A 25846-nucleotide genomic window follows, 5' to 3' on the forward strand; every position below is an offset into this window, starting at 1 on the left:
CGTTCGGGCGCGCGGGTGGTGCCTTCGATTATTCCGGCCCGCTCGCAGCGGCGGGGCGCTTCGGCCCGGCCTCCGTCACCATTCGGCGAACGCCCCGTCCTCATGGCGCCACACCGGATTCCGCCAGGCGTGCCCCCGCGCGTCCGCCGCCCGTACGGCGGCCTCGTCCACCTCCACGCCGAGCCCGGGGCGTTCGGTCCGCAGCAGCGAGCCGCCATGGAAGCGGAACGGTTCCGGATCCGCGACATAGTCGAGCAGCTCGGCGCCCTGGTTGTAGTGGATCCCGATGGACTGCTCCTGGATGAGGAAGTTCGGTGTGGTGAAGGCGACTTGCAGGCTGGCGGCCAGCGCGACCGGGCCGAGCGGGCAGTGCGGGGCGAGCTGCGCCCCGTACGCCTCCGCCAGCGCGGCGATCCGGCGCAGCTCGGAGATCCCGCCCGCATGCGAGACATCGGGCTGGAGAATCGCGACGCCGGCCCGCAGCGGATCCAGGAACTCTCGCCGGGTGAAGAGACGTTCACCGAGTGCGATGGGGATGTTGGAGGCGTTCACGAGATCAGGGAGGGTCTGCATGTAGTCGCTGAGAACCGGCTCCTCGACGAACATCGGCGCGTGCTCGGCCAGCAGGGGGAGGAGCCTGCGGGCGTTGGCGGGGGAGACCCGGCCGTGGAAGTCGAGGCCGAAGTCCCGTTCCTCGCCGAGGACTTCGCGTGCGGTCTCGGCGCGGAGCAGGCATGCGCGTACCTCGGCGCGGGTCGCCACCGGGCTCATCCGGCCGCAGCCGTTCATCTTGACGGCCGTGAAGCCGGCCTCGATCTGCGCGGTGATCGCCTCGCGGACCGCCTGGGGTTCGTCGCCGCCGACCCATGCGTAGGCGCGGATCTTCTCGCGGACCGGTCCGCCCAGCAGCTGGTGGACGGGGATGCCGTGCCGCTTGCCCTTGATGTCCCACAGCGCCTGGTCCAGGCCGGCGACCGCGGACGACAGGACCGGCCCGCCCCGGTAGAAGCCGCCCTTGGTCATGACCTGCCAGTGATCCTCGATCCGCGCCGGATCCTGCCCCAGGAGGTACTCCGACAGCACGTCCACGGCCGCCCGGACCGGCTCCGCCCGCCCCTCGACCACCGGCTCCCCCCAGCCGACGAGCCCCTCATCGGTCTCCACCCGTACGAACATCCAGCGCGGCGGGGCGAGGAACGTCTCGATGCGGCTGATCTTCATGGGCCGGGACCGTCCTTTCGGCGTGCGCGCCGGGGCATGGGGCTGCGCGGCCTCGTACGCGGTGTGCGGGGACTCGTGCGCGCTCTGCGCGGACTACTGCCCGTGGGGCGCGCCGCCGTAACGGCCGGGCCGTCGGTTGCGGCTCCGGAAACGCACGCCTTACGGATGCTCCCGCGCCGATGCGTCCAGCAGCTCCAGCATCGCCATGTACGCGCCGTCGACGTCCCGGTTCCGCACGGCCTCGACGACCGCGGCGTGCACGGCATGGGCCTCCCCCCAGGCGCCGTCCTCGGCGGACACCGCCCGGTCGCGCTCGACCAGTACGGGCACGATCACCCGCCGCATTTGCGCGTAGAAGCGATTGTTCGACGCGATCAGCATCGCCGTGTGGAAGGCCGCGTCGGCCCGTATGAACAGCGCGGGTTCGCCGTCGGCCGCGGCCATCGTGCTCAGCGCCGCGTCCAGTGCCGCCAGGTCGTCATCGGTACGGCGCTCGGCGGCGAGCGCGGCCGCGGCGGGCTCGATGGAACGCCGCAGTTCGAGCACGTCGGCGAAGAAGTCCGAGGACACACCGGCCGCGAGCTTCCAGCGCAGCACGTCCGTGTCCAGGAGGTTCCACTCCTCCCGGGTGCGGACGAACGTGCCGCGGTGCTGATCGGTACCGAGGAGACCCTTGGTGGTCAGCACCTTGAACGCCTCGCGCAGTACGGTCTGGCTGACGTCCAGCTCCGCCATCAGCTCCGCGACGACCAGGGTTTCGCCCTCGCCGTAGGTGCCGTCGAGGATCCGCTCGGCCAGCGCTTCGACCGCCGCGCTCTGCACGCCGTGTCCCCCGGCTGAGGCGGCCTGCCCCGACCGTCCCATGGTGCTGCTCCCTGCTCCCCGAACCCGCGCTCCCCGCCCCTGCGCTCCCGATGGCCCCGAGCCTCCGCCCGCCGTGCACCACCCGCCGTGCACCATCCGCCGTGCACCATCCGCCGTGCACCATCCGCCGGGCAGCGGTCGTCAGGGCGTACCGAGCACCCCAATCCCACCTCGGTACGCCCTGACGTGTCCTTGCCCCGCCTACTTCTCCTTGCTGCCCGCGCCGCTCGCGCCGGTGCCTGCACCGCCGGTGCCGCTGCCTGTGCTCCGATGGGTGTTGGTGCTGGTACCGGGGCCGAGCGACCCACGTCCGGCATGCAGGGCGCCTTGCATCTTGTAGCGCGCCAACTGCCGTCCGGCCGTCATACCGGGTACCGGATGCATCTGCCCGCGGGCGAACTGTTCCGCTTCCTCCGGGTGCCGGGCGCGCCAGTACGGGTTGTCGTGCGGGAGGCCGCCACTGACCCGTCCGTACATCCCGAAGACCAGCAGCATCAGCCCGACCACGAAGCTGAACAGGACGTTCTGTATCCGGAAGGCGAGGAAATTCGCGTCCGTCTCCAGGAGCGCCAGGTTCACAAAGCCGCTCAGCAGGAAGAGACCGCCGAAGACGATGTTGAGGGTCGAGGCGAAGTTCCCGCCGATCACCATGCCGGTGAAGAGGATCGCCCCGACGATGACCGAGAGCACGCTCAGGGCGCCGTTGGTGTTCAGCCCGGCAACGGTGTCGCCGCCGGTGTCGAAGAAGCCGATGTTGTGGGTCAGTCCGAGGATGCCGAATGCGATCAGTACCAGGCCCATCAGCCCGGCGCCGATGCGGTAGACCGTGCTGAGTCCGTGGTCCACGGGCAGATGCTCGTCGAGCCGGGCGCGGTGGCGCCCCTTGCCCCGGTGGAACCGCCCCATGGGCCCGTGCAGGGTCTGGCCAGTAGCCCCAGTAGCCATGTCCGGCCTCCTTCGCGCAGATGTGCCGCCTGGGCCGTACTCAATCTCCAGGATCCGCCCACGGGCCGCTTCACGCCATTGCGCCGGAGAAACGGCCCCGGTGGACGGCCCCGGAGCCCGCCCCACGAGCAGCAGGCCCACCGCCGGCAGCCCCCAGCGACGAAGCCCGCCCACCGGCGCCGGCGGGATCACTGGCTCCACCGGTTCCGCCAGCGGCATCACTGGCTCCACCGGCTCCGGCAGCCTCAGCTGCTAGCGGTGCCCGCCCCGCCCCTGGCCTCCCGGATCTCCTGGACCACCCTGGCCGCCGCCTGCCGTACCGCTTCGGTCTCGGTCAGGAAGTGCCACCAGTCCGGATGCCGTCCCTCCAGGCTCGCGACGGCGCGATCGAGCCGCGCCACGGCGTCGTCCAGGGGGCGGGCATGCCGCGGATCGGGGGTGCTGCGCCCGGCCATCGCCAGCCGCTGTGCGTCGCGGATGGCGAAGCGTGTCCGCTCGACCTCCTTGTTGCGGTCGAACGACACCGCATCGAGCCGCTGCAGCCGGTCACCGGCCGCCGACACCGCCTCGTCGGTGGAGTCCAGCAGCGCACGTACGGTCGCCAGCAGGCTCGTGGCGTCCGCCCAGCGCTGCTCGTCACGCGCCTGCTGCGCCTCCCGCAGCTTGGCCTCGGCCTGCTGGACGGACTGCGCCGCCTGCTCCGGTACGTGCTGCAGGTCCTGCCAGCACGCCGCGCTGTAGCGCCGCCGCAGCTCGCTGAGGACCGGGGCGACCTTCCCGGCCCGCGTCGTGATCGCCTGCGCGCGCGTCCGCAGCGACACCAGCCGCTTGTCGGTCTCCGCCGCTCGCGCCGGCAGCCGCTCGGCCTCGGCCCGTATGCCCTCGGCCTTGCGCAGCACCTCGTCGGCGCGCCGGATCGTTTCCCGTACGCCGTGCTGCCCGGCGCCCTGATTGAGCTTGGTCAGCTCCGGACCGAGCGCCGCCAGCCGGGCCGCGAGGTCATCCGCCCGCAGCCGCTGTGCCCGCACCGCGTCCAGCGCGTTGCTCGCCGCCAGCAGCGCCTGCCGTGCCCGCTCCACAGCCGGGGCCAGCTGGGCCAGCTGGGTCTCGGCGGCCTGCAGCAGCGGCCCCAGCCCCTGTGCGAACCGGTCGAGGTCGCCCTTGACCCGGTCCAGCTCCTCCTTGGCCCGCGTCAGATCGGCCCGCGCCCGCGCCGCCGCGGCGCCGTCCAGGTCGTCACGGTCCAGATCGTGGGAGTCGACCGCGGTGATATAGCCGTGACTGACCTCGTCGATCCGCCGCCCGAAGCCCTCGTACTCCGCCGCGGCCCGCTGCGCCTGGGGCGAACTGTCCACGGCGGTGATCGTCTCTATGGAGATCCGCAGATCCCGGTGCGCGGTGTCCAGCTCGTAGAACGCCGCCGCCGCGGCATCCTTCGCGGCCTGGGCATCGGCCCGCTGGCTCTCCCCGCGCCCGAACCAGCGACGAGTCCCCCCACCGGCGAACGACATCGGCGCCAGCGCCACCAGCAACGGCAACGGCAGCAAGGCGAGCGCCACCACATCCCGGACCGGGCCCCCACGCACGCGACGGCGTTCTCGCTGCTCATGCGGCTGCGTGTGTGTCGCCGTCACTTCCCTCTCCTGATCGGATCGCCCCAGAACCGGATGTCATTCTCCCACTCACCGGAAACGAACACACCGGCCGGTAAGTTCGCGCTTCGCGCACTGGTTTGCAGTTCAGCCCCGATGGCAAGGTAGTCTGTCGGCTCGACCAGGGCGCATAGCTCAGCGGTAGAGCGCTGCTCTTACAAAGCAGATGTCGGCGGTTCAAATCCGTCTGTGCCCACACGTCAGAAGACCCCCTACTGATCATGGTAGGGGGTCTTTTTGCTCCGCTCGGCGCGCCACCGTCGCGGCAAGCCCGGCGTGCATTCGTGTGTCAGATGCAGGGGGAACTGCGGGAACTACGGCCACCGGCAGTGAGGCGGGCAGATCGGAGCTGAAGGTATGAACACCCAGCTCAGGTGACCAGCCCGGCCCTCCCGCTCCCTGAGCGGTTCCTGCCGTCCGGGTCGGTGCCGAGCAGTGGACGTGGACGGGCACAGTCAACGGGATGCGCGTAGGCGCATACTGGGGGCAATGACAAAGCCTGCTGCACCGAAGCGTCATCTGCCCACCAGCCCCTTCAAGGCCCCAGTCGCCTCGGCTCCGAAGCACTTCGCCGTGGGTGACCAGGTCACACACGACATGCACGGCCTCGGCCGGGTGATCGGTATCGAGGATGGAATCGCGGCGCTCGTGGATTTCGGCTCGGCGCAAATGCGGATCTTGAGCCCGTACGCCAAGATGACCAAGCTCTAGGACCGCCGTGCCCGGTCACGGCATGACAGGCCCCTTCAGGGACCTTTAACGAAAGGGAGACCTCTCATCGATCTGACGTCGCTGTTCTCCGCCCTGGAAGGGCAACCCCGCTGCTCCACCGCAGCATCGCCGCCTCCGGCGACGAACCCCTTCCAGGCCCCGGACTTCGGGGAAGACGAGACCTTCCTGCCCGAGGAGGTACAGGGGCCCGCCTCGTAATGCCTGGGCCCAGGGGCAGTGCCAGGCTGAGTGCGCTGAGCGCCAGGCCGCGGAGTGAACGTGCAGAGCGGATGCCACACGTTCGCATCCTGTTGTGCCCCCAGTGGTAGACCGTGAGGTCAGCGGCCCCCGACTCGTTTGAGTCGGGGGCCGTTTTTCGTGCTCGGAGGGCGCCGTCGGCTGTTGTCGGCGAGGGGCGGTGTGTATCGTCGCGAGTAATGGTGACTTGAAGTTTCAAGTAAGTGGTGGGGGATCGGGGAGTGGGTTTATGGCTGTGCGGCGGCTGAATCATGCGGTGCTGTATGTGCGGGATGTGGCGCGGTCCGTTGCCTTCTACGGTGCGGCGCTGGGGCTCGTGGTGGATGTGGAGATACCGGGGCGGGCCGCGTTTCTCAGTGCGTTCGGGTCGCTCAACGACCATGACCTGGGGCTGTTCGCGGTGGGGCCCAACGCGCCGGGGCCGGAGGACGGGCGCGTCGGGCTCTACCACCTGGCCTGGGAGGTGGGCACGCTCGGGGAACTCGTCGCGGCCGAGGCGCGGCTCGCGGAGTGCGGCGCGCTGGTCGGCTCCAGTGACCACCTCGTCTCCAAGTCCCTGTACGCCAAGGACCCGGACGGCAACGAGTTCGAGGTGATGTGGCGGGTCCCGCGGGAGGACTGGCCCGGGCCGGAGGAGGCGGACCGGCTGCGGCCGCTGGATCTGGCGGTGGCGCTGAGGCGCTGGGGGCCGGATCTGGTGACGGGCGCGGCGGCCGGGTCGGCCACCTGAGGGGCGGCCGGGACCCGTGCCGTGTCTCAGGAGGCCGACGTCGGCGCCGCCTGCTCCGCCGTCTTGGCCCTCTCGGCCGACTCCGCCCGCTTCGCCCAGCGCTTCTCCACGCCGCTCAGCCGCCAGTACGCCAGCGCCGCGGCCCACACCACCACGAACAGGCCGACGATGATGAAGCCGACGTTGTCGAGGTCGATGGCGGAGATCCAGCTGGTCACGGGGTCGCTGAGGGCGAGTTTGTCGTGCAGCACGGTCACCAGCTCGATGGTGCCGATGAAGAAGGCGACGGCGATCGACAGACCGGTGATGGTGAGGTTGTAGTAGACCTTGCGCACCGGGTTGGAGAACGCCCACTGGTAGGCGAAGTTCATGAAGGTGCCGTCGAGGGTGTCGAAGAGGCTCATGCCGGCGGCGAACAGCAGCGGCAGGCACAGGATCGCGTACCACGGCAGGCCGGCCGCGGCGCCGCTGCCCGCCATCACCATCAGGGTCACCTCGGTCGCGGTGTCGAAGCCGAGCCCGAAGAGGAAGCCGAGCGGGAACATCTGGCCGGGGCGGGAGATCGAGCGGGTGAAGCGCCCCAGGAAGCGGTTCATGAAACCGCGGGAATCCAGGCGCTGCTCCAGCTCGGCCTCGTCGTAGCGGCCGTCGCGCATGCCCTGGAAGACCCGCCAGATCCCCGCCAGCGCGATGAGGTTGAGGGCGGCGATGAGGTAGAGGAACGTCCCCGAGACGGTGGTGCCGACAGTGCCGAGGATCTGGTGGGTGCGGGACTCGTCGTCGAGCAGGGTGCCGGCGAGCTGGGCGCCGCCCGCCACCAGGGCGGCCATCGCGACGACCACGCTGGAGTGGCCGAGCGCGAACCAGAAGCCCACCGAGACCGGCCGCTTGCCGTCGGCCATCAGCTTGCGGGTGGTGTTGTCGATCGCGGCGATGTGGTCGGCGTCGAAGGCGTGCCGCATGCCGAGGGTGTACGCGGTGATGCCGAGCCCGACGCCGAAGACCTGGCTTCCGACGGAGTAGTGGTTCGGGACCACGAGGACGAAGAGCACGCCGAAGGCGACGACATGCAGGCCGGCTATGACGGCCATTAGGCCCGCGGTGCGGACGGTGTCCTGACGGCGCCAGCGGAACGCGGGCGTGGCAGGGGGCTTCGGGGTATCGGTGGACAGGGCCATCCGGCGGTCACGCTCCAGCACCTCGTGGATCAGTTCGTGAGATGCCGTGGCCGGTCTCCTGGCTTACGGGTTCGCTGACGCTGTTCCCGCCCCCGCCTTCCCGGCCGCAGGCTGCGGTCAGTGGCGCCGTACGCGCGCCATGCGCGTACGGAGAAGGGCCGGAAACTCCCCGATCACAGTGGCGAGGGCCGCTCCGGCCTGGGACCACAAGGTCCGTCACCGGTCTTCCCGAACACCACGGCCCGGCCACTCTAGCTGCCGGTGGGGACGGAGGACGACCGATGTCAGCAGGTCAGTAGGCCAAGGACGAGAGGAAGGCGTGCAGTTCGCGGTCGTAGAGCGCGGTGTTCTCCAGATTGACCATATGGGCCGCGCTCGGTATGCGGACTCTTCGGGCGCCGGGGACGGTCAGCGCTATCGCATGGGCGTTGGCGGAGATGTCCGAACTGTCGAGGTCGCCGTCGAACACGACCGTCGGCACCCTGATCTCGCCCAGGCGGTCGGCGGCCCCGACCTCGAGGGGCATCCCGCCGCCAAGGCCGTCGGCGTGCACCTCGACGTTGGCCATGGCCGAGGCGCGCATCCGCTCGCGGAACCCCGGGTGCACGGCGGAGGGTTCACGATGCGGACCGTCCACCCACATCCGCAGGAAGTGCTCCACATAGCGCTCGGCGCCGTCCGGCGTGCCGATGGCCGCCACCTGCTCCCTTATGTGCTCCAGCACGAAGGGGTCGGTGAACGGGCGGCCGCTGATGCCGGGAGAGGCGAGCGCGAGGGCCGTCACCCGGTCCGGGTGGGCTATCGCGGTGTCGAGCGCGACCCGCGAACCGTGGGAGAGGCCGACGAGGACGGCGCTGGGGACATCGAGCGCGTCGAGGAGGGCGCACAGGTCGTCGTGGTTGGCGTAGTCCCCGGCCACCGTGGAGGACAGGCCATGGCCGCGGAAGTCGTAGCGGATCGCGCGGAGGCCGGAGTTCACCAGCCAGGCGAACTGTTCGTCCCACATGTGCTGGTCGAGCATGCCGCCGTGCAGCAGCACCACCGCGGGGCCCGAGCCGGCCGTCTCGTAGAACAGCTCGCCGTCGTCGACCGGCACGAGGCCGTTGTCGATCTCGGACCAGGCGGTGATTGCTCGGGTCATGCTCCGGGTCGTCCTTTGCGCGGGAGAGGCGGTGAGTGGGGGAGGTGGGCTGGGTGTCGTTACTGTCGCGGCTGTGGGGTTTTCGCGGCTTTCGGCGCTTTCAGGGTTTTCGTTGAGGGAACGTGTGAGTCGTTCGCTTCGTTCGCTGTGTTCGCCAGGTGCCGGAATTCCTCGTCGAGTCGGTCGAGTACGCGCAGCGTGGTGCGGACGTCGTCGGCGGGCAGGTCGGCCAGCCGGCGCCGCAGCTCCGTCGACTCGAAGTCCTGGATCCTGCGTATCGCCGCTGCTCCTTCGGCGGTGAGCTCGATCAGGGACGAGCGGCGGTGCGCGGGGTTGGGTGCCGTCACGACCAGGCCCAGCTCCGCGGCGTGGTTCACCCAGCGCTGCACCGGCTGTCTGTCCAGCCCCATCGAACGGGCCAACTGCGGTACGGTCCGCGGCCCTTCGCTACGAAGGGCGTCCAGCAGGGCATGCTCGCCGGCGGTCAGGCCCGTGCCCGTCAGCTCGCGCTCCACCGCGCGGACGACCGTGCGGTGGAGCGGCCACAGGCGTCTGATGACGCCGTACAGCAGGTCTTCGGTGGGCGTCGGCCCGGTGTCGCGCGTCCCCGCGCCCCCCTCATTGACACTCATGTTGTCATGATGACATCGATGATGTCGCTTGGGAAGGGGTTGGCGGTGGAGCCGCTTCGGGCGTGAAGGTGATGACGAGATCGGCGCGGTCGCGAGTCGCCGCCACGACACGGGCGTTGGCCTCGTCCGAGGTGTGCACGAACCGCTCGGCGTCGGCGCGCGGGCGCCCGAAGTGCTCATGGCGGTCGACCAGCCGGCGGATCCGCTCCGAGCTGTCCAGATCCACGTACCAGACCTCGTCGAGCAGCGCGCGCACCCGCGACCAGGGCGCGGAGTCGAGGAGGAGGTAATTGCCTTCGGTGACGACGAGCGGGATGTGGGGCGCTACGGGGATGCTGCCGGCGACCGGCTCCTCGATGCGGCGGTCGAAGGCCGGGGCGTAGACGTCGGTATCCGGCTCCGGTGTGCGCAGGCGGGCCAGCAGCGCCGCGTATCCGGCGGGATCGAAGGTGTCGGGCGCGCCCTTGCGGTCCGTACGGCCGAGGCGGCGCAACTCTGCCTCGGCGAGATGGAAGCCGTCCATCGGGACGAGCGCCGCCTGCCCGGCGAGCTCCGTCACCAAGTGGGCGGCGAGGGTGGACTTGCCGGCGCCCGGCGGGCCGGTGATGCCGAGCAGCCGGCGCCGGTCGGGGGACGCGGTGGCGGCCAGCCGTCGGGCGCGGGAGAGGAGGTGCCGGGGGTTCATGGTGCGTCCATCGTGCCCGATCGGCCGTCGGGGGACCGTCGATCGGGCGCGGTCGGCTCCGGCGCTTCCCTCCCTCCCCCCGTGGCTCAGCCGAAGTACTCCATGCCGTACTTCGCGCCGATCTCGTTGAGGCGGTCGAGGTCGGGGTGGCCGCCCTTCATGACGACCGGTCCGGCCTCGACCATGTCCTCCACGAACTCCTCCCAGCCGCCCGGTGACGAGATCTGCAGGCAGCGGGCGGGCGGTTGGGAGGCGTTGCGCATGGCGTGCGGGACGCCGTGGGGCAGCAGGGCGCACATGCCCGGGGTCAGGCGGTGGGTGGCGCCGTCGAAGTCGACCTCCATCTCGCCTTCCAGGACGTAGACGAATTCATCGGCATCGTGGTGGATATGCGGCGGAATGTCGACGTCGAGCTGGTTCTCCAGGATGGCGAGCCGGCCCTCGGTGTCGCTCGTACGGGCCTTGACGCCGAATCCGGGCGGCAGAGGGATGCGGCCGGGACGTCGTTCGCCGGGTTGCAGGACGAGGAATCGCTCCTTGGACATGGTGATCGCTGGTCCTCTCCAGGTCGGGATCCGGAGCCGATCGGTATGCGGAGCCGATCGGTATCCGGAGTCGCTGCCGAGAAAAACGGAAGCCGAAAACGGAATCGGAATCCGATTCCGTTTGATGAGCCTAGCAGTAGCATCGGCGATGTGGCACCCACTTCGACCTCTCCCGACCCGCGGCGCAGGCCGCGCGCCGACGCCGAGCGCAACCGCACCCGCGTGCTGGACGCCGCGCGGGAAGTGTTCCGCGCGCGCGGCGACGAGGCGCAGATGCCCGAAGTTGCCCGGGCGGCCGGGGTGGGGGTCGGCACGGTCTACCGGCACTTCCCCAGCAGGGCGGCCCTGATCGCCGCCGTGGGGGAGCAACGCCAGGCGGAGATCGTGGAGTTCGGGCGTACCCGCTGTCTGCCGAGTGCCGTGGCCGCCGACGGGCTGGCCGCCTATGTCGAGCACATCGGGGAGGTGCTGGACGCCGAGCGGGGGCTGTCCGCGTCGATCGAGGCGGCCTTCGGGTCGACCGAGCCGACCGGGGAGGGCCGGGCGCAGGCCGAGACGGTCGCGGGCCAACTGCTCGCCCGTGCCAAGGAAGAGGGCACGGTGCGCGCGGACGTCGAGGTCGGCGATGTGGTGATGATCGTGTGCGGGCTGGCGGCGGTGATCCGCCATGACGCCGGTGACTGGCGCCGCTACGTCCGCAACGCGTGTGCGGGGCTACGGCCCTGACGCCGGTCCGGCGGCCCGGGGGCGGACGGCCCCCGAGCGCCCGCGGCCCCGGGTCAGGTGTGTGCGATGCCCAGCCGCCACAGTGAGGTCACCTCGGCCGCGCGGGCCACATGGAGCGGGTCGGAGGTGTCACGGGCGCGCGGGTGGCGCGGGGTGATGTCGAGCCGCCCCAGGACCGTGAGATGGGCGCTGGTGAACGAGTCGAGGAGCTCGGCGTGCGGGCGCAGGCCGAGGTGTTCCGCGAGGTCGGAGAGGATCAGCCAGCCCTCTCCGTCCGGCGTCAGATGGTCCGCGAGGCCGCTGAGGAAGCCGTGCAGCATCCGGTTGCCGGGGTCGTAGACCGCGCGCTCCACCGGGGAGGTCGGTTTCGCGGGCACCCACGGGGGATTGCAGACGACCAGCGGGGCGCGGCCGGGCGGGAACAGATCCGCTTCGACCACCTCCACCTGCCCGGCGACGCCCAGCCGTTCGGTGTTCTCGCGGGCGCAGGCCAGCGCGCGCGGGTCCTGGTCGGTGGCCACCACCGTGCGCACGCCGCGCCGGGCGAGCACCGCGGCCAGTACGCCGGTGCCGGTGCCGATGTCGAACGCCAGGTCCTGCGAGGGCAGCGGCGCCTCGGCGACCAGGTCGACGTACTCACCGCGGGCCGGTGAGAAGACGCCGTAGTGCGGATGGATCCGGTCGCCGCCGAGCGCGGGGATCTGCACGCCCTTCCTGCGCCACTCGTTGGCGCCGATCAGCGCGAGGAGTTCGCGCAGCGAGACGAGCGAGGCGGCCGGGGCCGGGGTCTCGGCGGTGCTCCCCGCGGTGCCGGAGGCCTCGTCCGGGGCGGGCTCCGCGGGGCCGTACGCCCTGGTGCAGGCCTCACGGACGTCGGGGGCGCGGTGCAGCGGGACGGCGTGCGTCGCGTCGAGGGGGATCAGCAGCATGCCCAGGATGCGGGCGCGCTGGTTCTGTGCGGCGCGGTGCTGATGGAACGCCTGGGTGACATCGGCGGGCGGCGCCTTGCGCGGGCGGCGGTCGATGCGGCGGGCCATCGCCGTCAGCAGCTGGCGGGCGTTGTGGAAGTCGCCGCGCCACAGCAGCGCGGTCCCCTCGCAGGCCAGTTTGTAGGCGTCGTCGGCCCGTGTCCGGTCGTCCGCGATGACGATACGGCGGGGCGGCGGGGAGCCGTTCTCGGAGCGCCAACGGGCGGAGCGGGGCCGGTCGGCCTCGGTCCATTCGACGACCGGTGGGGGGTTCACCGAAGTGTGCCTCGCGTCTGTGGTTCGGCCCGTCCCGTGGGCGCCGCAGCGGTGCGGTGCCCGGGTCCTCCCGGGAGGGCGGCGATGCGCTCGCGGGCGGCGGCGGGCGGGGTGGTGTGACGGTCGACTCTACTCCGTGCCGGTTCTCCTCCGTGCCGGCATCGCACCTGGTCGCGCCCGTCTGCGGCGCCGTACGAGGCCGGTGGACGGGCGCCGTCAGTGCGCCGTGTGCCGTTGCGGCCGGCGCATCAGGAACGCGGCGGCCGATCCGGCGGCGAACAGGGCGACGACGGGGAGCGCGGTGCTCACCCAGGACGTGCCGAGCCAGTGGCCGCCGAAGTAGCCGAGGCTGACGCTGTACGCGGCCCAGGCGAGGCCGGCCAGCGCGGACCAGGGCAGGAACTCGCGGACCCTGCGGTGCGCGACGCCGGCGCCCAGGCTGACCACGGACCGCCCGGCGGGTGCGAAGCGGGCGAGTACGACGATGCCGCCCCCGCCTCGCGTCAGCGCCGCGCCGAGTCGCTTCTGCGCCGCCGTCAGACGGCGCGAGCGGCCGATGGCCCGGTCGAAGCGGTCGCCGCCGCGCCAGGCGAGCCGGTAGGCGACCATGTCGCCCAGTACGGAGGCGGTGGCCGCGCACAGCACCAGGGCGAGCATCTCGGCCAGATGGGCGCCGCTGTGGACGGACGAGGCGACATCGACGGCGTCGGCCGCGGTACCGCTACCGGCGGCCGTGGTGGCCGCGGCGATCACCAGGACCCCGCTGGGCAGGATCGGCACGAACACATCGAGCACGATCGAGAGGCTGACGACCACGTACACCCATGGGGTGCCGCTGAGGGACCCCACGCTCTCCAACAACGTCCTACTCCCGGTCCGGACCCCGCCGCGACGTCGCTCGGTGCGGCAGGGGCGGCTCTACAGCCGTACAGCGTACGCCTGGCCCTCCCGCCGGGCGGCGAGGGGTGGGAGTGCGGGCCGCCGCGGAGACGGCACGGCCCGTAGGGCAAGGGTGCCGTACGGGCCGTGCGGGAGGTGCCGGGATCAGGCGGCGGAGGGCTCGCCCTGAGCGGCCGCCGGGGCCACCTGCTGCTCGCGCGCGCCGAAGAAGACGCGGTCGAGCGCCCAGGCGCCGGGCCCGGTGAAGAAGATCAGCACGAAGGCCCAGCAGAACATCGCGGAGGCCTCGCCGCCGTTCTGGATCGGCCACAGCGCGCTGCCCTGGTGGACGGAGAAGTACGCGTACGCCATCGAGCCGGAGCTGACGAGCGCCGCGGCGCGGGTGCCCAGGCCCAGCATCACCAGGATGCCGCCGGCCAGCTGGATCACGGCGGCGTACCAGCCCGGCCAGGAGCCGGTGGGGACGGTACCGCCCTGGCCCATCGCGCCGCCGAGGACGCCGAAGAGCGAGGACGCGCCGTGGCAGGCGAAGAGCAGGCCGATGACGACGCGGAAGAGCGCGAGCGCGTGCGGGGTGGCTCTCTGGGTGAAGGTGTTCAGCGGTGCCGACATGTGGGGACTCCTACGGTTTCTGGGGACGAAGGGAACCGTGGAGGCAAAGGTTAGGGCCACCTAAGAGTGCTTGCAAGTTCAAGCTTTGGCCGCGTGGGACCTCCGGCCCGGAATGACCGCGTCCACGACCGCCGCGCCCGGCCCCGCCGGGCCGTCACCGACCGCGGTCCGCAGCGCCGCCCGCGCCACCGCGTCCGTGTCGGCCAGGGTCACCGAGCCGACCCCCGGGCGGGCACCCGCCGCCGTCACCCAGTGCACGCCCTCCGTCGGCACCCCGAGCGCGAAGCGGCGCGGATGGCGCCGGCCGTCGGCCTCGACGAGGTGGTACGGGCTCGGCGACACATCGAGCCCGCCGGTCTCGTAGCCGTCCACGGTGTGCGGCCGGCAGCCGCCGTCGGCCAGCAGCCGCGACAGCAGCTCGTCCGCCGTACGCCGCAGATCGGGCTCCGGCAGCCGCGCCTCTATCAGGGCCGCCGCCGTCACCGTTGATCCCGGAACGTCGGGGGAGTGCGCCGTGAAACCGGGCCCGTGGCCGTCGGCGGCGCCGGGGCGAACCGCCATCCGGGGGCCGACCACCTCCAGGACGCCCGCCTCGATCAGCGCCGTCATCTCCGCTATCCGGCGCCGCGGCGGCCCGATGGACAGGAAGGCGTTCAGCGGGGTGTACCAGCGGTCCAGGTGGTCGCGGCGGGACGCGCCGGCCAGCCCGCCGTGGTCGACGATCTGCCGCAGCTCGTTGCGCAGGTCCCGCAGCACGTCGAGGGCCGCCTTGACCGGCCCGGACACATTGTCCTGCCGGGCGTGTGCGACGTCCGCACGCAGATGCTCCAGCAGCCACCCGCGGAAGGCAGCGCGGCCGGCGAACGCCCGCCCCGCGTGCGGCCGGGAGACCCGTTCCCAGTCCCAGCGCTCGGCGGGCGCGATACCGAAGGCGTCCAGGACGGTGGCCTCTTCGGGGCTGCGGTGCGCACTCGCCAGGAACCGCTCCCGGAAGCGGTCGCGCAGCGCACCGCCCCACGGGCCGCCCGGCGCTCCGTCCGGCGAGCCGGGCGCACCGCCCGCCCCCCGCCGTGCCAGCAGCGCCTCGTAGTAGACCGTCTCCACTTCCTTGGCCACCAGGGGCCAGACCTCCGTCAGGAAGTCGGGCAGATCGCCGGACCCGGCGCGCTTGCGGAACGCGGCGATCACATCCGGTGTGAGCAGCAGCGGCAGATGGCGGCCGTGCGCGCCCTTCGCGTTGTCGCCGCGCGCGTGGTACGGAATCCCGCGCCGGGAGCCCGCGTACAGCCGGGGCTCGCGCCCGGACGGCAGATACCGCAGCGCGCCGTTCGCGCCGGGCACGAACCGGCCGCCGCGGGCCGTCGTCAGCAGCGCCATGTGATCGAAGAAGTTGAGGCCGAGCCCGCGCAGCAGCACCGCGCTGCCCGGTGCCAGCGTCGCCAGCTCGGCCGTGAGGTCGGCGGGGTTGGCCGGCGGCAGATAGCGCAGCCCGTGGCCGGCGGCGTAGTCGGCCAGCCGCCGCTGCTCCGCGTCCGGGCCGGCCGGCAGATGGCCCTGGGCGAGCACCACCGCCCCCAGACCGGACAGCTCCCGGCCGTCGTCCAGGGTGAGCGACTGCGTCCCGTCGGCGGCCTCGGCCAGCCGCACCGCGCGGGCGGTGTGCGGCACGACGGTCACCTCCTTCGGGGCGGTGCGCACCGTGTGCCGGAATACCCACTCCAGATAGCGGCCGTACAGCGCGCGCCCCGGATAGTCGTCCGGGCCGACCTCGCACCCCTCCCAGTCGTACAGGCTCGGCCCCGTACGTATCGGACCCGCGCACTCGACGCTCTCGTCGGTGAACAGCGTCACCTGCGAGGCCACGGTGTTCATCAGCAGCTCGGGCGGCTGGGCGGTGCGCCATACCTGGCCGGCGCCGGGCGGGGCGGGGTCGATGACATGGACGGTCAGGCGGGCGCCCGGGGCCAGTTCGGCGGCCGAGGCGCAGATCCGCTCCAGCACGCTCGTCCCGCGCGGCCCCGCGCCGACGACGGCGATGGCGGAGTGGCGGCGGTCGGCGATGTGGTCGGCGGCCAAGAGGGGCTCTCCCTGGGGCGGCAGACGGCCGGCGCAAAGGCGCGGCCGTCCAAGAGGTCGGGCGACGAGCAAAGGTGCGCCCCATCATCACCGCCCGACCCGCCGGTGCAGCACCCGGGTGGCAAAGATTTCCGCCACATCCGCACGCCTCTGCGCAGCGCCGCCGGACGCCGGCCGAGGGCCGCTCAGCCGGTCAAGGGCGCCGGAGCGCCCGCCTCATCCACTCTTCGACCGGTCGGTCCCCGGGGCGGATCCGCCCCCATCGCCGCTTTCTCCGGCAACTCGCGTACCAGCTGCCACATCGCGCCACACCGTGACTAGCCGGACGCGACCGCTCCGCTTGTCCCGGCGGGCCTGGTCCAGCGAGATCCGCGCCGTACGGCCCGCCAGCGTCAGCGTCATCAGCTGATTGCCGAACCAGGGGCCGCCCGTCCGCCGCCACTTCACCGGCGGCCTGCCGAGCCGTCCGTGCCGGGCCACCAGCTTCCCCAGCCACCGGCCGGCCCGGCTCCAGCCGAACCGGAAGCCGGCCTGCAGCGAGCCGGGGATGCTGTTGTGGACGGGGGAGCAGGTCAGCTGGAGCACCCGGCTCGCGGGCCGCCGGCCGGCCCCGGGCCAGTGCGGCTCCGCCACGTACGCATGGTGCACGTCCCCGGACAGCACACAGACCGTGGCCGGGGCGCCGGCGCCGGAGCCCGCCTCGGCGATCAGATCGGTCAGCGCGGCGAACGAACCGGGGAACGCCGCCCAGTGCTCCAGATCGGCCCGCTGGCGCAGGACTTCGCCGGCACGGGCCCAGCGGGGCCCGCGTTCGCCGGCACACAGCGCAGCGTTCCAGCCCTCCGCGGCGTGGATGAGGTGCGGCAGCAGCCAGGGCAGCGAACTGCCCAGCAGCAGGTGGTCATAGCCGTCGCGCCCCTCCAGCACGGCCTGGCGCAGCCATTCGCCCTCGGCCTTGTCGAGCATCGCGCGGTGGCCCTCGTCCAGGACGCGGGTGGCGCGGGTGTCGATCATGACCAGGCGCACCCGGCCGAAGTCCCGGCGGTAGCTCCAGCGCGCCGCCGCCGGATCGGCGTCCGCGCCGGCCGCGAACTCCCGTACCGGGTCCGTCCCGTCGTCCGCCGCCCGCACCCGGGCGTACAGCTCGTCGGCGGCCAGTTCGGCGGGCGGCAGATTGCCCAGATGCTGGTACACCCAGTACGACATCAGGCCGCCCAGGATGCGCTCGTGCCACCAGGAGGTCGCCCGCATCCGGCTCAGCCAGGCGGCGGAGGTGTTCCAGTCGTCGATCACATCGTGATCGTCGAAGATCATGCAGCTGGGGACCGTGGACAGCAGCCAGCGGACCTCCGGCGCGAGCCAGGACTCGTAGTAGAGGAGGGTGTACTCCTCATAGTCGGCGACCTGCTTCCAGGGCGGCTCACCGGTGTCGCGGCGTCCGGCCAGCTTCTGCGCGGTCGCCTCGGAGGTCTGGTCGGCGTAGACCTGGTCGCCGAGCAGCAGCAGGACGTCCGGGCGGGCGCGGGTGGGATCGGCGGCCAAGGTGGCGGCGAGGGTGTCGAGCGCGTCCGGGCCGACCGGGTCGTGGGCGGCCGCGGGGGTCGCGGACCAGCGGCAGGAGCCGAAGGCGACGCTCAGCGGGGCCTGCCCGGAAGCCGCGGGGGTACGGATCGTGCTCTCCGGGAAGCGGCTCTCGGGCAGCGGCCATACCTGCTGCTCGTCGAGGAGGACCCGGTAGGGCGTCTCGCTGCCGGGCGTCAGGCCGGTCACCGGGACCAGCGCGTAGTGGTGGCCCGCCACCTGCCAGGTGCGCTCGGTGCCGCCCGCTGTGCCCGCGCAGCTGATCCGCACCTCGCAGGGCCGGTCCGTCTCCACCCACACCGTCGCACTGTCGGCGTCGACATACCGCAGCAGCGGCCCCAAGCGCAGTCCGGCCATCGGTGCCCTCCCTCGTCGTGGGTCAGAGGATAAGAGGACAACAGCAACAGCGGGCGACCGGTACGGCGGCGCGCCCGCCGACCGGTGGATTCCGGCCGGCGGGCGCGCGGGCGAGGGCGCGTCCGGCGGGTCAGGGCCGGGCGGCGCCCCAGCGGGGACGGCGGATGCTCAGCAGCCGTCCAGGATCTTCTTCAGCGCGGCCTTCTCGGCGGAGTCCGCGGTCATGCCGTACTCGTGCTTGACCCACACCCACATCCGGGCGTACTCGCAGTGGTACGAGGTCTTCGGCGGCAGCCACTTCGCCGGGTCCTTGTCGCCCTTCTCCTGGTTGAGGTTGTCGGTGACGGCGATCAGCTGGGAGTGGGTCAGATCGTTGGCGAGCTCCTGGCGGCGCTCGGTGGTCCACTGCGCGGCGCCCGACTTCCAGGCCTCCGACAGCGGGACGACGTGGTCGATGTCGAGGTCGGCGGCCTGCGTCCAGGTCGCGTCGTCGTAGGCCGAGACCCACTTGCCGCTCACCGCCGAACAGCTGCCGTCCTGCTGTACGTCGGTGCCGTCCCGCTTGAGCACCACCTCGCGGGTGTTGCAGTTGTCCCCCTGGTCGATCCAGTGCGGGAACTTGTCGCGGCTGTAGCCGTCCTGCGGGCCCTCGGCCTGCTCCTTGATCTCGGTGAGGTACGTCCGTGCGGTGGCCGCGCTCGGCGGGCTGGGCGGCGCCGCCTGGGCGGACTGGCAGCTCAGCGCCAGCGTGCAGACCAGGGCCGCGGCCGAACCCGCGGCTATGGTGACTCGACGCGCGTAGACCTTTGCCATCGAAACTCCCTTGAAGTGGGGGGAAGTTGCCGTGCGGTGCGGGCCCATGGTGATGAGGTGGGGTTTCCATGGGATGGGCACCAGGTAACAGGGTGACGACATGCTCACGTCAGTTCAAGGGCTGACGGGGTGCCATACATCATGAGCGGCACTCCGGTTGGACCGCTCGGGCTCCCCGCCGCCCTACAGTGAGCGCGTGCTGCTGCCGGTCAACGTCACGCTCGGGGTCGTGCTCGCCGTCCTGCTGGCCGCCGCGGTGGCCGTGGCCGCGCTGGCACACCTCGGCCATGCGCGGGCCGTCGCCGTCGCCGGACTGCGCGCGGCCGCCCAACTCGCCGCGGTCTCCTTCCTCATCGGCTGGGTGGTGCGCGCCCTTCCGTGGCTGCTCTGCTTCCTGGTGCTGATGTTCGCGGTGGCGGTACGGACCGCCGGCCGCCGGATCACCCGGAACCGCACCTGGTGGTGGGCCGCCGCACCGATCGCCACCGGGGTCGTCCCGGTCGTCGGGCTGCTGCTGGCGACCGGCCTGGTGCCGCCGCGGGGCCTGACCCTCATCCCCGTCACCGGCATCCTCATCGGCGGCGCGCTGACCGCCACGGTCCTGGCCGGCCGGCGGGCGCTGGACGAGCTGGAGACCCGGCACGGCGAGTTCGAGGCGGGGCTCGCGCTCGGGCTGCCGGACCGGGAGGCGCGGATGGAGGTGGCCCGCCCGGCCGCGTCGGACGCCCTGCTGCCCGGCCTCGACCAGACCCGGACCGTGGGGTTGGTCACACTCCCCGGGGCCTTCGTCGGGATGCTGCTGGGCGGTGCCTCACCCGTTCAGGCGGGGGCGGTGCAGCTGTTCGTGCTGGTCGCCCTTTTGGCGGTGCAGGCGACCGCGTGCGCGGTGGTACTGGAACTGGTCGCCTGCGGACGGCTGCACCGCGTACCCTTGGGGACAGCAGAAGGGGAGTAGCTCTCTGCCGGACCGTCGACATACTGCCCGCCCGTCGCCCGACGACGTGGTGAGCCGGCGCCCGGAGCGCGGTACGGATGCGTACGGCGCCAGCGAGACCTTCGGCCGCAGTGTTTGACGCTGCCGTGCCGAAGCGACCCCTCTTCCGGGCCCCTTTGGTGCGGCCCGACCGATCGAGGTATCCCACCCCGTGTTCAGTTTCACCGTCGCCGCCGTCGTCTTCGGCGTGATCTTCCTCGCCGAGCTGCCCGACAAGACCGCGCTCGCCGGGCTGATGCTCGGCACCCGCTACCGCGCCTCGTACGTCTTCGTCGGCGTCGCCGCCGCCTTCCTCGTCCATGTCGCGCTGGCGATCGCCGCGGGCAGCGTGCTGACGCTGCTTCCGCACCGCGTCGTCCAGGGCGTGGTCGGGGTGCTCTTCCTGGCGGGCGCCGCCGTGCTGCTGTTCAAGAAGGACGACGACGAGGAAGAGGTGACCAAGCCCGCCGACCAGAGCTTCTGGAAGGTGTCCGGGGCGGGCTTCATGATGATCCTGGTCGCCGAGTTCGGCGATCTGACCCAGATCATGACCGCCAACCTCGCCGCCCGTTACGCCGACCCCGTCTCGGTCGGCGTCGGCGCCGTGCTGGCCCTGTGGGCGGTGGCCGGCCTGGGCATCCTGGGTGGCCGCACCCTCATGAAGTACGTACCGCTCAAGCTCATCACGAAGATCGCGGCGGCCGTGATGGCCCTGCTGGCGGCGTTCAGCCTGTATGAGGCCATTGGGGGGTGAGGGGCCGCGTTCCTGTTTTTTTCCCCGCCGCCCACCCCCCTTCGGGGGGTGGGCGGGTTAGGAGGAGCGGTTCGAGCGGCTGTCCCGGTAGCCGGGGGCGGTAGTCGGGGGGTCGGGAGCCGGGAGCCGGTAGCTGCGGGCCGCGAGCCGCGCCGCGCTCACACCCGAGGCCCGAGGCCCGAGATCCGAGGCCCGAGGCCCGAGATCCGAGGCCAGGGGCCCGACGCGCTCAGATCCCGCGAAGGGCCCCGACGCGCTCAGGCCCCGCGACCCGCTCGGCGCTCAGCTCTCGATGTGCACCGCGAGCACGCCGTCCGGCCGTGCCTCGACCCGGACCTGTGTGAGGTCGCGTACCTGCGCCGTGGGCGCGAACGCCGCCGCGCGGTCGCCGACGCCGACGACCCGCATTCCGGCCGCCCGGCCGGCCTCGATGCCGGCCTCGGAGTCCTCGAAGACCAGGCAGTCCTCAGGGGCGAAGCCCAGCTCGGCGGCGCCCTTGAGGAACCCCTCCGGGTCGGGCTTGCTGGCGCTCACGCTCTCCGCGGTGATCCGCACGGCGGGCATGGGCAGCCCGGCGGCGTTCATCCGGGCATCGGAGAGCGGTATGTCGGCGGACGTCACCAGGGCGTGCGCAAGCCCGTCGAGGGAGGCCATGAAGGCGGGCGCGCCGGGCACCGGCACCACGCCGTCCGTGTCGGAGGTCTCCTGCGCCAGCATCCGGCGGTTGTCCGCGAGGTTGAGCTCCATGGGGCGGTCCGGCAGCAGCGCGGCCATCGTGGCCCAGCCCTGCCTGCCGTGTACGACCTTGAGGACCTCGTCCGCGTCCAGTTCCTGCTCGGCCGCCCAGCGGCGCCAGCAGCGCTCGACGACGGCCTCGGAGTTCACGATCGTGCTGTCCATGTCCAGCAGGAGGGCGCGGGCGGTGAGCGTGATGGTTGCCGTCATCGGCGGGCTCCTGTGCGCTACGGGTGAACGGACGGTACGGGCCGTACGAGCCGAAAGGACAAGCGGCCCCGCCCGCTGGTCAGGGAGTGCGGGCAGGACCACTTTGTTTTTCTACGATACAAAACGATTCCGGGTGCCGACAACCGGCCTGGTCAGCGCCCCGCACGCCGGGACGTTTCCGCAGCTCCCGCCGGGTCCCGCGGCCGCCGCACCGGCTCCGCCCGGCTGCCCCTCGCCGGGCCTGCAGCTCCCGGCGCGGCCGCTCCCTACGGCTCCTGGGTGCGTGACTCCAGGGACGCCCGGGTCCGTGTGCCGTAGACGCCGTCCGGGTCGCCCGCCACCCCGTAGGCCTGCTGGTAGCGCGACACGGCGGACCGTACGTCCGCGTCATAGCGGCCGTCCTCCGCTCCCGGATAGAGGGCCAGCTGCCGCAGCCGCCCCTGGAGCTCCGTCACCTCCGGGCCGCTTGCTCCCTCGCGCAGCACGATCGGCCCGTTGGGCGCCGTGCTGGGGTGATGGTCAACGGGGGAGTCCGTGACGCTGCCGGAGGCCCGGGTGGGGGCGGGCGGCGACGGAGACGCGGTCCGGCGGAGCGTCACGGTCGCCCTCGGGACGCCGGTGCCGGTCGCGCCCGGCGAAGGGGAGGTCGCCGCGGCGGGCGAAGAGGGGGCGTCGCTGTGCGTGGGGGCGGGTTCTTCGCTGGTGGGGAGGGTGGCGGTGGGGGAGGCCGGGCCGCCGTCGGGCGGTGCCGCCCGGTCCCGGGTGCCGCCGGACAGGGCATCGGTGCCGATCAGGACGGCGGTGGCGGCCGCTGCCGCGCCGGCCGCAGCCAGCACGGCCGGTAACGCGCGCTTGCGGCGGGAAGGGGCGGAGGCGGCGGCGGAGCGGCCGGACGGGGCGGCCGCCGGTTCCTCGGGGGCGGAGCTGACCGTCCGGGACGTCGGCCCCAAGCGGCGGCGTACGGGGGGTATCAGGGGCTCGGAGGCGGCGGCGAAGGCGGAGGGGGAGGGGGAGGGGGAAGGGAAAGCGGCCGGGGCGGCTTTCCAGTCGTTCTCGTTCTCGTTCTCGTCCTCGCCCGCTGCCTCGCCCGCGTCCTCCTCGTCGTCGGGCAGTGACACGTACGGCCGTATGCGCAGCGGATCAAAGTCCTCCGCATCGGCCGCCGCGCACAGACAGGTCGGCCGGCCGTCGCTGCGTACCGGGGCGAAGCAGTGCGGGCAGGTCCGTAATGCCGTCACGAGTGGTCCCCTCCCTGGAGGCCGCGGACAGGCAGCGATTATCCAGACGCCGCACCCGCCCGCGCAGGCGCTCGCAGACATCCGCCCGGCGTACCCCAGGTGTCCTTCGCACGACCGCGGATGCCGATCACCGCTCGGCGGGCCATATCCGGCGTAACCGCCCAGGATGGAATAAGCCCGGCGGCGGTCCGCGGCGGGCGGGGCGCCGGTGGCCGGGCACCGTGCACGGTCGCCCGGCACCGCGGCCCGCACTCCCGGTACCGCACCGGCCACCGGACCCCCGGAAACGAACCCCCGCAAACCCAGGAAACGAACCCCCGCAAACCCAGGAAACGAACCCCCGCAAACCCAGGAAAGGGACACCCCGGAACAGGAGGAGACGTCCATGGCGCAGGACACCAGCGCTCCTGCCGTCCCCGGCGAGGGCCGGTCCCAACGCACGATCCTCGTCGCGATCGGCGCGCTGCTGCTCGGCATGCTCATCGCGGCGCTCGACCAGACCATCGTCGCCACCGCGCTGCCCACGATCGTCAGCGACCTCGGCGGCCTGAACCACCTCTCCTGGGTGGTCACCGCCTACCTCCTGGCCTCGACGGCCGCGACGCCCCTGTGGGGCAAGCTCGGTGACCAGTACGGCCGCAAGAAGCTGTTCCAGACCGCCATCGTGATCTTCCTGATCGGTTCGGTGCTCTGCGGTATCGCCCGGAACATGGGCGAGCTGATCGCCTTCCGTGCCGTCCAGGGACTGGGCGGCGGTGGCCTGATCGTGCTGTCGATGGCGATCGTCGGCGACATCGTGCCGCCCCGCGAACGCGGCAAGTACCAGGGCCTGTTCGGTGCCGTCTTCGGTGGTACGAGCGTCCTCGGGCCCCTGCTCGGCGGGCTGTTCGTGGACCATCTCAGCTGGCGCTGGGTGTTCTACATCAACGTCCCCGTCGGCATCGTCGCGCTCGCCGTCATCGCCGCCGTGCTGCACATCCCGCGCCGCCGCACCCCGCACCGGATCGACTACCTGGGCACCGTCCTGATCGCCGCGGTCGCCGCCAGCTTCGTCCTGATGACCTCGCTCGGCGGCGTCACCTTCCCCTGGGGCTCCTGGCAGATCATCGGCTTCGGCGTGCTCGGCGTGGTCCTGCTGGGGGCGTTCGTCCTCGTCGAGCGCCGGGCCGCGGAGCCCGTGATTCCGTTGCGTCTGTTCCGGCTGCGCACCTTCACCCTCACCTCCGTCATCGGCTTCGTCATCGGTTTCGCGATGTTCGGATCGATGACGTACCTGCCGACGTTCCTGCAGGTCGTACAGGGTGTCTCGCCCACCCTGTCCGGTGTGCACATGCTGCCGATGGTGCTCGGCATGCTGCTGGCCTCCACCGGTTCCGGGCAGATCGTCAGCCGCACCGGCCACTACAAGGTCTTCCCGATCGCCGGCACCGGCGTCGTCGCGCTCGGCTTGCTGCTCCTGCACCAGCTCGACCCGGCCAGCAGCGTCGGCGAGATGAGCGCCTACTTCTTCGTCTTCGGCTTCGGGCTCGGCCTGGTCATGCAGGTCCTGGTGCTCATCGTGCAGAACGCCGTCCCCTACCAGGACCTGGGCGTCGCGACCTCCGGCGCCACCTTCTTCCGCTCCATCGGCGCCTCGTTCGGCGTCTCCATCTTCGGCACGATCTTCGCCAGCAACCTGGCGCCCCGGATCGCGGACGCCCTCGCCGGGCAGCAACTGCCGCCCGGCGTCACCCCGTCGGCGATCGCCGAGGACCCGCGGACCGTCGCCCAGTTGCCGGCCGGCGAGGCGGCCGGCGTCCTCAACGCCTACTCCGTCTCGATCACCGACGTCTTCCTCTACGCGGTCCCGGTCGTCCTGGTGGCGTTCGCCCTGGCCTGGTTCCTCCGGGAGGAGCCGCTGCGCAGCAGTGTGACCGCCCCCGACACCAGCGAGGTGCTCTCCTCCAACCCCGTCGAGCGGTCCTCCCGTGACGAGGTCGCCCGCGCGCTGTCCAAACTCGGCAGCATGGAGGGCCGCAAGCACATCTACGAGAAGATCACCGCGCGCGCCGGCCTGGACCTCAAACCGGCCGCCAGCTGGCTGCTCCTGCGCATCCACCGCTACGGCTCGGTGGAACCGGGGCTGCTCGCCGAGCGCAGCACCGTCCCCCTCGGCGTGATCACCGAGAGCGTCCGCCAGGTCGAGGAGCGCGGACTCGCCGCACGTGAAGGGCTGATGCTGCTGCTCACCGACCGCGGACGGGAGGTCGCCGACCGGCTCTCGGCGGCCCGTCAGGAGTCGCTCGCCCACATGCTGGGCGACTGGTGGACCAAGGACCGGCCGACCGACCTCACCGAACTCGTCCAGGAGCTGACGGCGGAGCTGTGCGGCTCGGACGCGGAGGAGCCGCAGGACGGCGATGCCCGACAGCCGGTGCCGCGTACGCCGCCGCGCTCGCCGCGGCCGCCGGACCTCGCGAAGTGAGCCGGGCCGGGCGGGATTTGACGACCGGACCGGGCGGGAGTTGACGACCGGGGCGGGCCCCTTGGGTCACTCCTGGCCCGTGTCCAGCCGCTTCTCGAAGAAGATCTCCGCGTACCGGTCGTCGTGGTACGGCGCGATCTCGGTGAAACCGTGCCGCCGGTAGAGCGCGATGGCCTCGACCAGGTCCAGCCGGGTGTCGAGCCGTATCCGCTCGGCGCCCAGCCGTGCCGCGGCCGTCTCAGCGGCCCTGAGCAGCCCGCCCGCGGCGCCGAGGCCGCGCACCGCGGCGCGTACGTACATCTGCTTGAGCTCGGCGGTCCGCGCGTCCAGCAGCCGCACCCCGGCGCAGCCCGCCACCGCATCGCCGCGGCGGGCCACCAGCAGCACCCCGCGGGGCGGCATCAGATCGGCGCTGGGGTACTCCGCCAGCCCCTCGTCGATCTCCCCGGGCGTCGAGCGGCGCCCCTCGTGCAGCTCGAAGTAGCGGTCCGCCACCTCGGTGTAGTACTCGCGCAGCAGCGCCGTGGCGGCCGGCGAGCCGACCGGTTCCGCGGAGACGGCCCAGGGGAGGCGGAGGGTGGCGGCGTCACTCATGGCGCCA

24 protein-coding genes, 1 tRNA gene and 1 riboswitch are annotated in these 25846 nt (G+C 72.2%); of the genes, 7 read left to right on the forward strand and 18 right to left on the reverse strand.

The window, feature by feature from the left end; all coding sequences use genetic code 11:
• Positions 1-75: 75 nt before the first annotated feature.
• From dgoD to ACWD6P_RS26870, 4 genes are all read right to left on the reverse strand, one after another.
• Positions 76-1221, reverse strand: a complete 1146-nt coding sequence (gene dgoD / locus ACWD6P_RS26855) for a galactonate dehydratase (protein WP_451446726.1) — start codon at positions 1219-1221, stop codon at positions 76-78.
• Between the two features lie 159 nt (positions 1222-1380).
• A complete protein-coding gene (locus ACWD6P_RS26860; RefSeq protein WP_451446727.1) occupies positions 1381-2085 on the reverse strand; it encodes a FadR/GntR family transcriptional regulator in 705 nt (234 codons plus the stop codon).
• Between the two features lie 201 nt (positions 2086-2286).
• A complete protein-coding gene (locus tag ACWD6P_RS26865; protein ID WP_451446728.1) occupies positions 2287-3030 on the reverse strand; it encodes a DUF4383 domain-containing protein in 744 nt (247 codons plus the stop codon).
• 245 nt (positions 3031-3275) lie between these two features.
• Entirely contained in the window at positions 3276-4664 is a 1389-nt protein-coding gene (locus ACWD6P_RS26870) for a hypothetical protein (protein ID WP_451446729.1), read from the reverse strand.
• 142 nt (positions 4665-4806) lie between these two features.
• Here ACWD6P_RS26870 and ACWD6P_RS26875 point away from each other — a divergent pair.
• The 3 genes from ACWD6P_RS26875 (at position 4807) to ACWD6P_RS26885 (ending at position 6381) form a co-directional block, all read left to right on the forward strand.
• Positions 4807-4878: transfer RNA gene (locus ACWD6P_RS26875), tRNA-Val, on the forward strand.
• 293 nt (positions 4879-5171) lie between these two features.
• Positions 5172-5393 (forward strand): CarD family transcriptional regulator, encoded by a 222-nt coding sequence (locus ACWD6P_RS26880; protein WP_451446730.1) that lies wholly within the window; start codon positions 5172-5174, stop codon positions 5391-5393.
• Positions 5394-5880: 487 nt separating this feature from the next.
• Positions 5881-6381: a VOC family protein gene (locus tag ACWD6P_RS26885; RefSeq protein WP_451446731.1), complete on the forward strand. Its 501-nt coding sequence runs from the start codon at positions 5881-5883 to the stop codon at positions 6379-6381.
• 26 nt (positions 6382-6407) lie between these two features.
• On the opposite strand, the gene ACWD6P_RS26890 is transcribed toward ACWD6P_RS26885, so the two are convergent.
• The 5 genes from ACWD6P_RS26890 to ACWD6P_RS26910 form a co-directional block, all read right to left on the reverse strand.
• Complete coding sequence (locus ACWD6P_RS26890) at positions 6408-7592, reverse strand: HoxN/HupN/NixA family nickel/cobalt transporter (protein WP_451446755.1); 1185 nt, start codon at positions 7590-7592, stop codon at positions 6408-6410.
• A riboswitch (cobalamin riboswitch) is annotated at positions 7591-7814 on the reverse strand. It overlaps the preceding gene by 2 nt.
• A gap of 37 nt (positions 7815-7851) precedes the next feature.
• The gene (locus ACWD6P_RS26895; protein WP_451446732.1) at positions 7852-8700 is read right to left on the reverse strand and encodes an alpha/beta fold hydrolase; all 849 of its coding nucleotides are present in this window, start codon (positions 8698-8700) and stop codon (positions 7852-7854) included.
• Between the two features lie 59 nt (positions 8701-8759).
• Positions 8760-9332, reverse strand: a complete 573-nt coding sequence (locus ACWD6P_RS26900; RefSeq protein WP_451446733.1) for a MarR family winged helix-turn-helix transcriptional regulator — start codon at positions 9330-9332, stop codon at positions 8760-8762.
• Positions 9333-9336: 4 nt separating this feature from the next.
• Positions 9337-10017, reverse strand: a complete 681-nt coding sequence (locus ACWD6P_RS26905; RefSeq protein ID WP_451446734.1) for a nucleoside/nucleotide kinase family protein — start codon at positions 10015-10017, stop codon at positions 9337-9339.
• An 86-nt stretch (positions 10018-10103) separates the two neighbouring features.
• Positions 10104-10562, reverse strand: coding sequence for a cupin domain-containing protein (locus tag ACWD6P_RS26910; RefSeq protein ID WP_451446735.1), 459 nt, complete (start codon positions 10560-10562; stop codon positions 10104-10106).
• Positions 10563-10712: 150 nt separating this feature from the next.
• Between ACWD6P_RS26910 and ACWD6P_RS26915 the strand changes: the two genes are divergently transcribed.
• The gene (locus ACWD6P_RS26915) at positions 10713-11288 is read left to right on the forward strand and encodes a TetR/AcrR family transcriptional regulator (protein WP_451446736.1); all 576 of its coding nucleotides are present in this window, start codon (positions 10713-10715) and stop codon (positions 11286-11288) included.
• A 53-nt stretch (positions 11289-11341) separates the two neighbouring features.
• On the opposite strand, the gene ACWD6P_RS26920 is transcribed toward ACWD6P_RS26915, so the two are convergent.
• From ACWD6P_RS26920 to ACWD6P_RS26945, 6 genes are all read right to left on the reverse strand, one after another.
• Entirely contained in the window at positions 11342-12532 is a 1191-nt protein-coding gene (locus ACWD6P_RS26920; protein ID WP_451446737.1) for a methyltransferase, read from the reverse strand.
• Between the two features lie 216 nt (positions 12533-12748).
• On the reverse strand, positions 12749-13393 hold the full coding sequence (locus tag ACWD6P_RS26925) for a DedA family protein (RefSeq protein WP_451446738.1): 645 nt from the start codon (positions 13391-13393) through the stop codon (positions 12749-12751).
• A gap of 183 nt (positions 13394-13576) precedes the next feature.
• Positions 13577-14044 carry a DoxX family protein gene (locus ACWD6P_RS26930; RefSeq protein WP_451446739.1) on the reverse strand — a complete coding sequence of 156 codons (468 nt, stop codon included), beginning with the start codon at positions 14042-14044 and terminating at the stop codon, positions 13577-13579.
• Between the two features lie 78 nt (positions 14045-14122).
• Positions 14123-16120, reverse strand: a complete 1998-nt coding sequence (locus ACWD6P_RS26935; RefSeq protein WP_451446740.1) for an FAD/NAD(P)-binding protein — start codon at positions 16118-16120, stop codon at positions 14123-14125.
• Positions 16121-16336: 216 nt separating this feature from the next.
• On the reverse strand, positions 16337-18058 hold the full coding sequence (locus ACWD6P_RS26940) for an alkaline phosphatase D family protein (protein ID WP_451446741.1): 1722 nt from the start codon (positions 18056-18058) through the stop codon (positions 16337-16339).
• A gap of 168 nt (positions 18059-18226) precedes the next feature.
• Positions 18227-18871, reverse strand: coding sequence for an HNH endonuclease family protein (locus tag ACWD6P_RS26945; RefSeq protein WP_451446742.1), 645 nt, complete (start codon positions 18869-18871; stop codon positions 18227-18229).
• A 196-nt stretch (positions 18872-19067) separates the two neighbouring features.
• Between ACWD6P_RS26945 and ACWD6P_RS26950 the strand changes: the two genes are divergently transcribed.
• Entirely contained in the window at positions 19068-19826 is a 759-nt protein-coding gene (locus ACWD6P_RS26950) for an ABC transporter permease (protein ID WP_451446743.1), read from the forward strand.
• A gap of 190 nt (positions 19827-20016) precedes the next feature.
• Positions 20017-20598 (forward strand): TMEM165/GDT1 family protein, encoded by a 582-nt coding sequence (locus ACWD6P_RS26955; protein ID WP_451446744.1) that lies wholly within the window; start codon positions 20017-20019, stop codon positions 20596-20598.
• 282 nt (positions 20599-20880) lie between these two features.
• Here the strand turns inward: ACWD6P_RS26955 and ACWD6P_RS26960 are convergent, their stop codons facing one another.
• Positions 20881-21543, reverse strand: a complete 663-nt coding sequence (locus ACWD6P_RS26960) for an HAD-IA family hydrolase (RefSeq protein WP_451446745.1) — start codon at positions 21541-21543, stop codon at positions 20881-20883.
• A 266-nt stretch (positions 21544-21809) separates the two neighbouring features.
• The gene (locus tag ACWD6P_RS26965) at positions 21810-22781 is read right to left on the reverse strand and encodes a peptidoglycan-binding protein (RefSeq protein ID WP_451446746.1); all 972 of its coding nucleotides are present in this window, start codon (positions 22779-22781) and stop codon (positions 21810-21812) included.
• A gap of 385 nt (positions 22782-23166) precedes the next feature.
• On the opposite strand from ACWD6P_RS26965, the gene ACWD6P_RS26970 reads away from it, so the two are divergent.
• Entirely contained in the window at positions 23167-25245 is a 2079-nt protein-coding gene (locus tag ACWD6P_RS26970; protein WP_451446747.1) for an MFS transporter, read from the forward strand.
• A 66-nt stretch (positions 25246-25311) separates the two neighbouring features.
• Here the strand turns inward: ACWD6P_RS26970 and ACWD6P_RS26975 are convergent, their stop codons facing one another.
• Positions 25312-25839 carry a GNAT family N-acetyltransferase gene (locus ACWD6P_RS26975; protein ID WP_451446748.1) on the reverse strand — a complete coding sequence of 176 codons (528 nt, stop codon included), beginning with the start codon at positions 25837-25839 and terminating at the stop codon, positions 25312-25314.
• Positions 25840-25846: the final 7 nt, after the last annotated feature.

The sequence above is a fragment of the Streptomyces sp. NPDC002446 genome, assembly GCF_053595675.1.